The organism is Salicibibacter kimchii (assembly GCF_003336365.1).
Classification (GTDB): domain Bacteria; phylum Bacillota; class Bacilli; order Bacillales; family Marinococcaceae; genus Salicibibacter; species Salicibibacter kimchii.
In genome coordinates, this window is record NZ_CP031092.1 from 1,452,946 (window position 1) to 1,465,667 (window position 12,722).

Genomic DNA, 12,722 nt, shown 5'->3' on the forward strand with positions numbered 1-12,722 from the left:
TTCTTAGCGTATCCAGTCATACATGATGATTCCCGCGGCAACAGCTACGTTCAATGATTCAGCTTTTCCCAAAATGGGGATGGACACTGTTTTGTCTGTTACACTCAATAACTCCGGAGATATCCCTTGCGCCTCATTTCCGAGGAGCAATGCATACGGTGCTCCCTGAGGTTTCGCATCGCGATAAGAAAACTCCGAATGCATGTCGGTTCCATAGATGATAATACCTTCCTCTTTCAAGGAAGAAACCGCTTTTTTTAAATCAGCAACGATCACCGGAAGGTGAAACATCGCCCCTTGTGTAGCGCGAATCACTTTAGGGTTATACATATCGACGGTATCTTCACTTACATATATCCCGGCCAATCCGGCGGCTGCCGCAGTGCGGATCATTGTTCCCAGGTTTCCCGGGTCACGTATGCCATCAAGGAGCAAAACGTTCCCGCTCGACACTTCAGGTTCCGCGGGCATTTTGCATACCGCGAGCCATCCTTGGGGGGACTCGGTGTCCGAAAGCGCTGCAAATACAGATGCATTCACCTCAACCACGCGATTCTCACTGATATCAACCGAAAGCAACGGTGCCTCGTCGCTTGTCACAAGCATAACTACGTCTACGCTGGACAGTAACGCTTCTTCCACTAAATGAACCCCTTCAACGAGAAAGCGGCGCTCTTTCACACGGTATTTTTTTTGCCGTAATTTTTTAAGCTTTTTGATTAATGAATTGTTTGCGGATGTGATCATAAGTATCCCTCGTTCACAGATTATGTATAAGAAAGCATAGCATTTCTCATCCTAGAAAGGCGAATGACTCGTTTTCACATAAGGAGGGACACCCATGAATTTCAATTTGCGAAATGCCATATTGGATAACGTATCCGGCAGTGATCCATCGCAAATCGAGGCCACGATCGTCGATGCCGTTAATAGCGGCGAAGAAAAAATGTTGCCCGGCTTAGGGGTATTGTTCGAGGTGTACTGGAATGAAGTGGATCAAGAGGAACGACAAGAAGTGATCGATCAGATTGCAAACGGCGTCCGGTAACGGCCGGCAACAAAACAACGTCCCCTCGTCAGCACGATACGGGGACGTTCACTATTCTGTCCGATCATTGAAATGTAATTTTATTCACCGTGTCGGCATCGAGTTTTTCAATGACCGCCACAATTAAATCTACGGCATGTTCAAAATCATCCCGGTGCAAAATTCCGGCATGCGTATGAATATAACGGGTGGCTACACTGATGGAAAGGGCAGGGACGCCGTCCGCGGTTAAATGGATCGCCCCCCCGTCGGTTCCGCCTGCAGCCATTGCGTCAAATTGATAAGGAATGTCAATGTCTTCCGCTGTATCAACGACGAAGTCACGCAAGCCTTTGTGCGAAATGAGGGACGCGTCATACACGAGAATTTGCGGCCCGTGGCCAATATCAGCTCGGGCTTCGTCCATGGAGATGCCCGGAGTGTCACCGGCAATCCCGACATCAACGGCAAAGCCGATGTCCGGTTGAATGGCATGTGCCGACGTTCGTGCTCCTCGTAACCCGACTTCCTCCTGTACGGTTCCAACGCCGTAGACAACGTTCGGATGCGTTTTTCCTTCCAATTTCTTCAACACCTCAATGGCGATTGCACACCCGATCCGGTTATCCCACGCTTTTGCCATCATCAATTTCTCGTTGTTCATGACGGTAAAGTCACAAATCGGTACCACCGAATCGCCCGGCCGTACGCCAAATTCTTCCGCTTCTTCTTTACTGGAGGCCCCGATATCAATAAACATTTCTTTTTTATCGACCATTTTTTTGCGTTGATCAGCCGAAAGCACATGTGGTGGCTTTGATCCGATCACGCCGACGATGGCTCCTTTTTTCGTGAGCACATTGACGCGTTGCGCGAGCATCACTTGCTCCCACCAACCACCAAGGGTCTGAAACTTTAAAAATCCATTATCGTCCATTTGCGTGACCATGAAGCCGACTTCATCAAGATGGCCTGCAACCATTATCTTCGGGCCGCCTTCTTGCCCGGTTTTTTTTGCAATTAAGCTCCCCAAATTATCGGTAGTCACTTCATCTGCGAACGGAGCAATATGCTTTTCCATCACTTTACGGGACTCTCGTTCATTACCAGGGACGCCATTCGCATCTGTTAGTTCTTTTAACATTGTTTGCGTTGCATCTAATTGTGTCACCTTGACAGCCTCCTTTTCCGCAATCCTGAGCATCTATTGGCAGTATACGCTTCATTTCCCAATCCCACAATCAAAAGACCTTCCGTTTCTATTGTCGTAAGAGAGGGTAAAGAACTATAATAAGGATAAGAGGTAGTCGGGATCCTGATATTGAGGGGGATAAAATGATGACCCTGTTGCTTCAATTGTTCGTGCTGGCCGCCCTGATCATTCTTGTTTATACGATTATTCGATATTTGCGTAGCCCTTTACGAAAATTGGAGCAAGCGCAAAACGACAATCAATATTTTCTCTACGATGACAGACAAAATGCTCGAAAAAATTTTTACCTTACGTATAAAGGTGCAATGTTCGAAGGAGAAAAAAAAGTCGGATCTACCGACCACTCTTTTGAAATCGTGCGCATATCCGTGCGACCAAAACGAACGGATATGCTGGAAGGCTTGCAATATGACGACTTCATGTTTATTGAAAAAGAAATCAAAGAACGCTACCCTCATGCTTCGGTAGAGTGGAAAAGTCCGGTTGCTGAGTTGATGAAAAAACGGAAATAAGCACGGTTCGAAATTCCGGCATGTCATTTAGAGGCAACGGAAAAACAGCGCCTGTGATGGGATCACAGGCGCTGTTTTTCATTTAATGAGCAACTTGTTTTGCTTTCGCCTCTTGCCGCCGGCGGTGCAAGATCGGCTCTGTATAGCCGTTCGGTTGTTCTTTTCCTTTGAATACGAGGTCACAACCTGCTTGGAAGGCAACAGAGTTATCGTAATTAGGCGCCATCGGCGTATAGTTCGAATCGCCTGCGTTTTGTTCGTCGACAACCTTGGCCATTCGTTTGAGCGTCTCAAGGACTTGCTCTTCGCTACAAATGCCGTGATGGAGCCAGTTGGCCATATGTTGGCTTGAAATTCTTAACGTTGCTCGATCTTCCATGAGATCAACGTTGTCAATATCCGGAACAGAGGAACTTCCGACACCCTGGTCGATCCAGCGTACGACATAACCGAGAATGCCTTGGGCATTATTGTCCAGCTCTTGCTGGATCTCCTCTTTGCTCCAATTTCGGGCTTCATCCACCGGAATATCCAACATCTTATCCCGATATTGGCCGTGTGTGACCTCTTGTTGCACTCGAAACACGTCAACATCATGATAGTGCAGGGAGTGAAGCGTTGCCGCAGTCGGAGACGGCACCCAAGCGGTGTTCGCGCCTGCTTTTAACTGGCCGTCTTTTTTCTCCATCATGTCTTTCATGAGATTCGGCATCGCCCACATGCCTTTGCCGATCTGGGCTTTTCCGCGGAAACCGCTGTTCACGCCTACACTAACATTCGCATCTTCATATGCCTGCAACCAGTTGGAAGCCTTCATCTCGTTTTTACGAATCATCGGTCCAAGATCCATCGAGGTGTGAATTTCATCGCCGGTTCGGTCGAGAAAACCTGTGTTAATAAAAATAATACGTTCCCGCGCCTCGTAAATACAGTTTTTCAAGTTCAACGACGTGCGCCGTTCCTCGTCCATCACCCCAACTTTAATCGTATGGCGTTTCAAACCGAGCATATCCTCGACACGATCAAAGAGGTCATTGGTAAAAGCGACTTCCTCCGAGCCGTGCATTTTCGGCTTCACGATATAGATGGACCCCTTAGCGGAGTTCTGAACGTTTCCATTTCCGAGCACATCTTGTTTGGCAGCCAAACTTGTCACAACAGCGTCCAAAATTCCTTCGGGAACCGGCTTTCCATTTTGATCCAAAATGGCGTCACTCGTCATCAAATGGCCAACGTTACGATTGAACATGAGCGAACGTCCGGGTAAGGTGAATGTCTCCCCGAAAGGACTTTTATACGTGCGATCCGGATGAAGTTTTCGCGTAATCGTTTCATTATCCTTTTCAAACGTTTTTGTTAGCGTCCCGTTCATCAGTCCAAGCCAATTACGGTAAACGTCCACCTTATCTTCTGCGTCTACCGCCGCGACGGAATCTTCACAATCAATAATCGTCGTGATCGCAGACTCGACAAACACGTCTTTCACATGAGCGTCATCCGTTTTCCCAATAGGGTGGTCTGCGTCAATCTGGATTTCGAAATGCAACCCATTGTTTTCGAATAGGATGGCCTCTCCTCGTGTGCCTAAAAACTGATTGGCATCTTGAAGCGTGACCGTTTTTCCTCCAAGATCAACGTTAAGATTACCATTTTCAATTTTGTATTGTTTGACCTCTTTATGCGAGCCTTCCTTCAAAGGAATTGCTTCATCCAGCCATCGTTTCGCATAAGCCACCACTTTTTCGCCACGTACGGGGTTATAAGATGTTCCCTGCTCGGCTCCATTTTCTTCGGGGATAATGTCACTGCCATACAGCGCGTCATATAAACTTCCCCAACGAGCGTTAGCCGCGTTCAACGCATAGCGGGCATTTTTTACCGGCACAACAAGTTGCGGTCCCGGCTGAGCGGTGATTTCCGGATCTACATTTTCCGTAGTAATCTCGAAATCATCTACTTCCTTTTCCAAATAGCCGATTTCCCTTAAGAACGTTTCATATGCTTCTTGAGAATAAGTTTCTTGATGCTCCCGATTCCATTGATCGATCTTTTCTTGGATTTCCTCGCGTTTTTTTAATAGGTTTTCATTTCGTCCGGAAAAATCCTGAATGAGCCGTTCAAAATCCGCCCAAAATTGCTCTGCCGTTAAGCCGCTACCTTCGAGCGCTTCCTGGTTGATAAATTCATAGAGCGACGCCTCAACCGTAAGATTCCCTACTTTTTCACTCATCTCTCTCGCCTCCAAAAGCTAAGATTTTGCTTGCTTCTATTATATAACAACGGTAGAATAATTAAAAATGAATATTTCGAATGCTTATTATGCTTATAAGTTATAAGGTGGGGTAATGATGGATATTCGGCAATTGCAGTATTTTACGGAAGTCGCAAAAAGCCAAAGTTTTACGAAAGCAGCCTCCTATTTGCACGTCTCCCAACCTTCTTTAAGCAAGGCAATTAAGCGCTTGGAGGACGAACTGGACGTGCCCTTGTTTCATCGTTCCTCTAAACAATTGCAATTAACGGATGCGGGCATTGCAGTCTTAAATAATACGAAACATGTATTGGACTCCGTTCATCACTTAACCGCTGAACTCTCGGATATGATGGATCTGAAAAAAGGGGAAATAAAAATAGGCATTCCCCCGATTATTGGTGCCGCATTTATCGCTAAGCTCATCAGTGTTTACAAGGAACAACACCCTGCCGTGGACTTGCGGTTAACAGAGGTCGGCAGCAAACGCATTAAGCAAGGAATCGATGAAGGAACACTGGATATCGGATTTATCTGTAACATTCCCTACCAAAAAGAAAACTTTGAAGTGATAAAAATGTTAAAAGATCCACTCGTATTTGTCGCGCATCATAAACATCCGTTCAGTCGTCGCGAGGCAATCGCTATTTCCGAGTTGGAAAACGAACCGCTCGTCTTATATCAAAATGATTTTTCCTTGCATGATTCCATCGTTGACGCATGCCTGAAAAATGGCTTCTACCCGCAAGTCGTCTGTGAAAGCACACAAAAAGATTTTATGCTCGAAATGGTCGATGCCAGGCTCGGCGTCGCCCTACTCCCAAAGCAAATCGCGAACGAAATGTCGAGGGATACGTTAGTAAGCCTTCCATTGCACGAATCGGACCTCCTCTATTTAGAGCTAGGGATGCTTTGGAAAAAAAATATATATTTATCACACGCCGCCCGCGCCTTCGTCGAGACAGCGAAACGATTCTTTCAACGACAAAACCTTCCTTGATGCACCCACTGCTTTGCAGTGGGTTTTTTAAAAGCTCAAAAAAATTTTATTTTTTTATACAACAGGTATTGATTTTTTATTTCTGTTATAATACAATAATTTCAACAAACAAGAGTGGAGGGTTCATTATGAAAAACACAAACGTTATGGAGCACACGGCGACCGTTGGTTATCCCCCGGCAACAACAGAACCACGCATTTGTCACGACTGCGGTGAAGCAATCAGCGAAGTCCCGGACGCTTACTTTACACAGTGTGAAAAATGCATGCGTGAAAGCAGTGAATAATTAAAAGCGACTCCAAACAGGAGTCGCTTTTTTTCTTTTGTTATATTACAGATAAAAATAGCCGGTGAACGGAACACCGGCTATTTTTTTGATCTTTACTTTTGGAATTGAGCGGTTTCTGTTGAACCTGAAAGGGCGGTTGTTGACGAAGTTCCTCCTGTAATGGTCTGTGCGACTTCGTCGAAATATCCAGTACCCACTTCCCGCTGATGACGCGTAGCGGTATATCCGTCTTTTTCCGCAGCAAACTCGGCCTGTTGCAATTCTGAATACGCACCCATTCCTCTTTCCTTGTAGCCGCGAGCAAGTTGGAACATGCTGTGATTAAGGGCATGGAATCCAGCAAGGGTAACGAATTGAAATTTATAGCCCATCTTGGCAATCTCTTGCTGGAACGTTTCAATCTCGTCTTTATCCAGGTTCCCTTCCCAGTTAAAGGACGGTGAGCAGTTGTAGGCAAGCATTTGATCCGGATATTGCTCATGGATCGCGTCGGCAAACTTTTGCGCTTCTTCCAGATTCGGCGTTGATGTTTCACACCAGATTAAATCAGCGTAAGGCGCATAAGCCAACCCTCGTGCAATTGCCTGATCGATACCGGCTCTCGTTCGGTAGAAGCCTTCATCCGTTCGTTCGCCGGTAATGAACGGCTCATCGGCAGGGTCGACATCGTTGGTGATCAAGTCAGCCGCGTCCGCGTCAGTCCGCGCGAGAAGCACTGTCGGCACCCCGGAAACATCAGCAGCCAAGCGCGCGGATACAAGGTTTCTTACCGCGTTTTGTGTTGGGATCAATACTTTTCCGCCAAGATGTCCGCATTTCTTTTCCGAAGCCAATTGATCCTCAAGGTGTACCCCGGAAGCGCCGGCTTCAATCATGGCTTTCATTAATTCAAAAACGTTCAGCTGACCGCCGAAACCTGCTTCCGCGTCGGCAACAATCGGAGCAAAATAGTCGATATCCCCTTCGCCTTCCATATGCTGAATTTGATCCGCACGCATCAATGCATTGTTAATCCGTTTAACCACTTGCGGAACAGAGTTCGCCGGATAAAGGCTTTGGTCAGGATACATTTCACCAGCAAGGTTGGCATCGGCAGCTACTTGCCAGCCGCTTAAGTAGATCGCGTTCAATCCGGCTTTTACTTGTTGAATGGCCTGATTCCCCGTAAGTGCTCCGAGAGAGTTTACATAATCTTCATTTTTCAAGCTATTCCAAAGCTTTTCCGCTCCTTTACGGGCAAGCGTGTGTTCAATTTGTAAAGAACCGCGCAGACGAACAACATCTTCTGCGGAGTACGGACGCTTCACCCCTTGCCAACGCTCTTCCGTTTCCCACTGTCTGTTTAATTCGTCCACCTGCTGCTCAAATGATTGTTGTACCATAACCCTATTCTCCTCTCCTGATAAACCGCGCGAAGCCTGCTTTTACACTTTTCCACGCTGTTCATTCTGTTTTAATACAGTTATTTTCTTATGATTTTAATATATAACAGTTTTAATCATTATGCAACCGTTTTTTGCAAATTTTTTTCGTTTGCCATTAAAAAGAGCTAATTACGCTGTCTCAAAACCTTTGCCGCGCAAAGGATGAGAGCAAGTCGAAAATAAATCCCCCAAAATCCCAACATAATCATAGGCATAGCGGCGTTCAACAGTGTCATTCACGAAACACTGATTCCAAAGGATAAAAAGCTCTCTGGAATGAAAAATGAATACCAATGCGGTTGCGCGGAATCCATATGAGTCATCAAGATTGAGGTTTGCGAACGCATAATGTTTGCCGAGCGCCAAATGAGTCCGCAAATGCAATAAAACACGATATGCTCAACATCCTTTTCATCTTTCCTTGGGGTGTAGCAACGCGTCATGGTTGTTTTGGGGGCATAGCAAAATAATTTGTACAATCTTATGTTTCACGCGATTGTGCACGACAATCCGAAATTATTTGCGGAGGTGATTGAAATGATACAAAAATTGGAATATGATCCGGACACGCAAAAAAGATTGACGAAGTCGTTCGGGAATTTGAATGGGATAAGAAATGGTTACAAGAAGGATTTGAAAAAGGAAGAGAAGAAGGGATAGAAAAAGAACGAGCGGAAGGAAGCGAATTAGCAAGAGAAAAGATCGTCCGAACGCTACTGGAAGAGGGAATGACAGCGGATTATATATCAAAATAACCGATTTTTCTGTTGAAACCATTGAAAAATTGGACAATAATTAGCGCCGTATTCCCCTTCAAAATCTTTGAAGGTGGTGAGGTTCACACGCACCTAATATTAACCAGCCCAAAAAAAACGCGAGCACCCGGTATTAGGTGTTCGCGTTTTCTTTTTTTGCTTTATTTCAATTCTGCTTTTGCTTTTTCAGCAAGGTCTGCGAATGCATCTTTATCGTTTACAGCCAATTCAGCGAGCATTTTACGATTAACATTAATATCCGCTTGCTTCAACCCGTGCATGAGACGGTTGTATGAAAGACCGTTTAAACGTGCTGCCGCGTTGATACGTGTGATCCATAGTTTACGGAAATCACGCTTGCGCTGACGGCGGTCGCGGTACGCATATTGAAGTGATTTTCTCACTTGTTGCTGAGCAGTGCGAAATAAACGATGTTTCGATCCATAATATCCTTTTGCCAGTTTTAAAACCTTTTTGCGACGACTGCGGGCGACTGTTCCGCCTTTAACTCTAGGCATCGTCGATCCCTCCTATTCACTCTCGATTGTGTCTTTATTTTTTATAAGGGAGCATTGGCTCAACACGCTTTTGGTCACTCTTATCCATCACCGTGTCTTTCCGCAAATGGCGTTTTTGTTTTTGCGTCTGATTACGGGCCAAGTGGCTGGTGAATGCATGGTTACGTTTCAGCTTGCCCTTGCCGGTACGCTTAAAACGCTTGGCTGCTCCTCGGTGAGTTTTCATTTTTGGCATGACGAGTTCCTCCTTGCTACGACTTTTTATTATTGTCTTTGTCTGACTTGGGGGCTAGCATCAAAAACATGCTGCGCCCGTCCATTTTGGGTTTTGTTTCAACCGCTGCAACATCTTTGGTTTCTTCTGCAAGACGTTCCAAAATTTCTCGGCCAATGGATGAATGCGTAATGGCGCGACCGCGGAAACGAATGGCAGCTTTTACTTTATCGCCTTTCGACAAAAATTTGCGTGCATTGCGAAGCTTCGTATTAAAATCATGCTCTTCAATGTTCGGACTCAGCCGCACTTCCTTCACATTGATCACTTTTTGTTTTTTACGTGCTTCACGCTCTTTTTTCTGCTGCTCATAGCGATATTTTCCATAATCCATGATGCGGCAGACCGGCGGTTTTGCATTCGGTGCGACGAGAACAAGATCCAGTTCTGCTTGCTCAGCACGATCCAATGCCTCTCGTTTCGATATAACCCCCACTTGGTCCCCATTCGCGTCGATGAGGCGAACCTCGCGGGCGCGAATCCCGTCATTAAGCTTCATATCCTTACGAATAAAGAGCCACCTCCATTAAATTTTAAAAGTAAAATAAGCCATAGAAATATTTGACAACTGCATGACAACATGCTCACAACAAAGCCTTGCACACGTAAAAAAGAGCGTCGCTCTGCACACGACACCCACTTATCCAATCCCATTCGTTCGATTGCTGACCAGTTAACAACCCGAAGGCGTCAATCAGGTGAGAAGCGGGCGCTTCTACTTGCGTGCAACATGTTTGATTTCGTATATATCGTACTAGTTGGCGCCGGGAATGTCAAGGGGAACTTCGCCCTTTCACACAGGTCGGCTGGCGAATAATCATTCATGAAGTGGTGCACTAAGCATCACTCACCCAATAGATTGTTGTTTCCTTTGTGATAAATACTCTCCCAATCCCTTTTAGGGATAAGCGCCCCCCCTGTTGCCCATGCCACGTGTGTTGCTTCCTTCATTTTGACTGCTAAACCGTGATTTTCGATATAGTCAGGGTGTTTTGATAAACGTATCGGCCCCTGCAAACCGGAAGCGGCAGAAGGTTCCACCTTTAATCCTTCTGTGTTCATGAGTTGAGCAAGCATCTTAAACAGCTCATTATCTTCGATTGTGTACACTCCGCTAACGAGTTTCTCACTAATCGCTGTAGCAAAGCTTGACGGTCTTCCGACGGCCAAGCCATCCGCTTCCGTTACATTGTCGATGCCGAAATCTTGGACACTCACCTTTTCATGTTTTTCCGTCAAAAGACCGATTAAGACGGATGGGGAATGCGTAGGTTCCACAAAAAAGCAGTGGACGTTATCGCCAAAAACTTGTTTGAGACCGAAAGTCAACCCTCCCGGGGACCCTCCTACGCCACAAGGAAGATAAACAAACAAAGGGTGATCTTTATCCACACGGATGTTTTTTTCGTCAAGTTGTGCCTTCAATTCGGAGGCCGCGATACTGTAACCTAAAAATAAATCGCGCGACTGTTCATCATCGATAAAATATCCGTTCGGACGCTCGTTGGACAGCTTTCTCCCTTCGTTAATCGCCTTGCCGAAGTCCGCCTTATATTCATAAACGTTGGCTCCATTTCTCCTGAGCAAATCTTTTTTCCATTGCTTTGCATCTGCGGACATGTAAACCGCAACCTCAAAACCGATCGCGGCACTGACGATCCCAATGCTTAGCCCCAGGTTGCCAGTTGAACCGACACCGATGGTGTATTGGCTAAAAAAACGTTTCAATTCGGGAGACGCAAATTTTTCGTAGTTCTCCCGCTTCGTTATCAATCCATTCTCAATCGCCAATTGTTCCGCATGTTTGAGTACTTCAAAAATCCCGCCGCGAGCTTTTATGGATCCGGCGATCGGCAATTCATTGTCACACTTTACATACAAAGATCCTTTGATTTGTCCTTTGTAATGAGCTTCAAGTTGCGATTTCATGTTCGGAATGGGACGCAAGGGAGATTCAATGATTCCGTCGTTTTCTCGCGTTTCCGGAAACATCCTTTCAATAAACGGCTGAAACCGCACCCACATTTCTTCTGCTTCTTTCACATCTGTCTCGCTTATGGGAAACTCGGAGGCATTTGTCCATCTTTGTTTGGATGGATTCACCCACCATACCGGCCTTAACGCTGTTATACTTTCAAGAAGGGGAAATGCTTTTGTCCAGTTTGCCATTGATTCGCCCAAAACCTGATTATAAATGATTAGGCCCTCCTTTGTTCCGATACTAAGAAGGTCTTAGCCTTCTAAATCTTAGATACTCCACTTCATTCAAAAGATTTTCAAGTCCATCCCGGCTGGCCACCTTTACTTCAAACAACCAACCTCCATCTTCCGGATTGATTGGAATTGACCAATTCAGGTTCATCTTCCAACTTTTCATTCACGTTCACAACGGTACCGGAGATCGGAACGTATATTTCCGAAACTGTTATTACTGATTCAATGGAACCGATACTTTCATTCGCGGTAACTTCATCATCAATTTCCGGCATTTCCATGAAGACGGTATCCCCCAGTTCCTGCTGCGCATCATTCGAAATACCGATGCGAACGATGTCTCATCTAATGTTTTCACCCATTCATGGTCCTTGCTATATAGCAGTGCCTTTTTCTTTTAATGTCTATCCAAGCGTTCTTGCGTTCTCAACGATCCGATTGGCATATGTTTTGAAAGAAGGTTGCAAAGATTTTTTAAAAGAAACGGGTTTTTGCGGCAATGACATGCATTAACGGGGGACGCCCTGCAAACCCGGAAAAACCGCCTTGTTCATCGCTTTTGCCATATCTTTGTTATTCGTTAGAACAAACCCTCCGCGAGGACCACTTAACGTTTTTAAGTCGTGCTGGTCACCACATCCGCATGAGGCATTGGTGACGAGGTTACATGTTTCCTGACCCGCTCTTTCTCTATAGCCGAAAAAATCGTCGCGTCGTTTTCCTTTAAACTCATCAAAATCCCTCCTGTTAAAAATATGGACAAACAAAAAAGGACAGAAAAAGGTATATACACCTTTGCTCTGTCCTTGTACCTGAGAGTTCAACTCCCCCGTGACGGAGTTTACCCCTTTGGTGGCTTAAGCGCTCTCCAGAGATGCGTCCCATTGTAGTCTTTTTACCTGAGAGATTCATTCACAAGGCATTTATGTGAATGTTGCCCCTTCGGTGCCGACGTTTAAGCCGGTCTCTCCCACAATGTTCGTTCGCAAATTTCATTCAATTAGTTATTAGCATAGCAAAGCAAAGATATTAATGCAATATTTATTTCAATATCATTTAAAAGTTAACCTCTTCTTTCCTATCTCTCACATTTCTAGGTCCTTCTAAGGTCCAGGTGTCTTTTCGGCATTTACCATTGCATTAGTTAATACATAAATGAACAAAATTCATCGAATGTTAAATGAAAGGGTCGAAGTACTTTTTGGTATCGTCTTAAATCAGTTTTTTTGATTACCAATACAAAA

At 45.3% G+C, this 12,722-nt stretch carries 14 protein-coding genes, 1 pseudogene and 2 riboswitches; of the genes and pseudogenes, 5 read left to right on the plus strand and 10 right to left on the minus strand.

Going from position 1 to position 12,722, the window contains the following annotated elements:
- Nucleotides 1-3: 3 nt before the first annotated feature.
- Nucleotides 4-747, minus strand: a complete 744-nt coding sequence (locus DT065_RS07275; RefSeq protein WP_114372102.1) for a TrmH family RNA methyltransferase — start codon at nt 745-747, stop codon at nt 4-6.
- 94 nt (nt 748-841) lie between these two features.
- Between DT065_RS07275 and sspI the strand changes: the two genes are divergently transcribed.
- Complete coding sequence (gene sspI, locus DT065_RS07280) at nt 842-1,048, plus strand: small acid-soluble spore protein SspI (protein ID WP_114372104.1); 207 nt, start codon at nt 842-844, stop codon at nt 1,046-1,048.
- 64 nt (nt 1,049-1,112) lie between these two features.
- On the opposite strand, the gene DT065_RS07285 is transcribed toward sspI, so the two are convergent.
- The gene (locus DT065_RS07285; protein WP_114372105.1) at nt 1,113-2,198 is read right to left on the minus strand and encodes a M42 family metallopeptidase; all 1,086 of its coding nucleotides are present in this window, start codon (nt 2,196-2,198) and stop codon (nt 1,113-1,115) included.
- A 164-nt stretch (nt 2,199-2,362) separates the two neighbouring features.
- On the opposite strand from DT065_RS07285, the gene DT065_RS07290 reads away from it, so the two are divergent.
- Complete coding sequence (locus DT065_RS07290) at nt 2,363-2,752, plus strand: sigma-w pathway protein ysdB (protein WP_335743582.1); 390 nt, start codon at nt 2,363-2,365, stop codon at nt 2,750-2,752.
- Nucleotides 2,753-2,834: 82 nt separating this feature from the next.
- Here the strand turns inward: DT065_RS07290 and DT065_RS07295 are convergent, their stop codons facing one another.
- Nucleotides 2,835-4,982 carry a malate synthase G gene (locus DT065_RS07295; protein WP_114372108.1) on the minus strand — a complete coding sequence of 716 codons (2,148 nt, stop codon included), beginning with the start codon at nt 4,980-4,982 and terminating at the stop codon, nt 2,835-2,837.
- Between the two features lie 118 nt (nt 4,983-5,100).
- Between DT065_RS07295 and DT065_RS07300 the strand changes: the two genes are divergently transcribed.
- Together DT065_RS07300 and yhfH are read left to right on the plus strand one after the other, a co-directional pair.
- The gene (locus DT065_RS07300; protein ID WP_114372110.1) at nt 5,101-6,003 is read left to right on the plus strand and encodes a LysR family transcriptional regulator; all 903 of its coding nucleotides are present in this window, start codon (nt 5,101-5,103) and stop codon (nt 6,001-6,003) included.
- A 128-nt stretch (nt 6,004-6,131) separates the two neighbouring features.
- On the plus strand, nt 6,132-6,290 hold the full coding sequence (yhfH, locus tag DT065_RS18825) for a protein YhfH (protein ID WP_160112444.1): 159 nt from the start codon (nt 6,132-6,134) through the stop codon (nt 6,288-6,290).
- 95 nt (nt 6,291-6,385) lie between these two features.
- On the opposite strand, the gene aceA is transcribed toward yhfH, so the two are convergent.
- Nucleotides 6,386-7,675, minus strand: a complete 1,290-nt coding sequence (gene aceA / locus DT065_RS07310) for an isocitrate lyase (RefSeq protein WP_114372114.1) — start codon at nt 7,673-7,675, stop codon at nt 6,386-6,388.
- 579 nt (nt 7,676-8,254) lie between these two features.
- Here aceA and DT065_RS19585 point away from each other — a divergent pair.
- Nucleotides 8,255-8,377 carry a hypothetical protein gene (locus DT065_RS19585; protein WP_257791148.1) on the plus strand — a complete coding sequence of 41 codons (123 nt, stop codon included), beginning with the start codon at nt 8,255-8,257 and terminating at the stop codon, nt 8,375-8,377.
- A 256-nt stretch (nt 8,378-8,633) separates the two neighbouring features.
- Here the strand turns inward: DT065_RS19585 and rplT are convergent, their stop codons facing one another.
- From rplT to glyA, 6 genes and pseudogenes are all read right to left on the minus strand, one after another.
- Nucleotides 8,634-8,990 (minus strand): 50S ribosomal protein L20, encoded by a 357-nt coding sequence (rplT, locus tag DT065_RS07320; protein ID WP_114372118.1) that lies wholly within the window; start codon nt 8,988-8,990, stop codon nt 8,634-8,636.
- A 34-nt stretch (nt 8,991-9,024) separates the two neighbouring features.
- Nucleotides 9,025-9,225 carry a 50S ribosomal protein L35 gene (rpmI, locus tag DT065_RS07325; RefSeq protein ID WP_114372120.1) on the minus strand — a complete coding sequence of 67 codons (201 nt, stop codon included), beginning with the start codon at nt 9,223-9,225 and terminating at the stop codon, nt 9,025-9,027.
- Nucleotides 9,226-9,241: 16 nt separating this feature from the next.
- Nucleotides 9,242-9,763, minus strand: a complete 522-nt coding sequence (gene infC, locus DT065_RS07330) for a translation initiation factor IF-3 (RefSeq protein ID WP_114372122.1) — start codon at nt 9,761-9,763, stop codon at nt 9,242-9,244.
- A gap of 344 nt (nt 9,764-10,107) precedes the next feature.
- Complete coding sequence (dsdA, locus tag DT065_RS07335; RefSeq protein ID WP_114376144.1) at nt 10,108-11,433, minus strand: D-serine ammonia-lyase; 1,326 nt, start codon at nt 11,431-11,433, stop codon at nt 10,108-10,110.
- A 137-nt stretch (nt 11,434-11,570) separates the two neighbouring features.
- Nucleotides 11,571-11,759, minus strand: a complete 189-nt coding sequence (locus tag DT065_RS19840) for a glycine cleavage system protein H (RefSeq protein WP_418314652.1) — start codon at nt 11,757-11,759, stop codon at nt 11,571-11,573.
- 129 nt (nt 11,760-11,888) lie between these two features.
- Nucleotides 11,889-12,136: pseudogene (gene glyA / locus DT065_RS19845) on the minus strand (serine hydroxymethyltransferase); the annotation flags it as partial.
- Between the two features lie 140 nt (nt 12,137-12,276).
- Nucleotides 12,277-12,352, minus strand: a riboswitch (glycine riboswitch).
- A gap of 3 nt (nt 12,353-12,355) precedes the next feature.
- Nucleotides 12,356-12,461: riboswitch (glycine riboswitch) on the minus strand.
- Nucleotides 12,462-12,722: the final 261 nt, after the last annotated feature.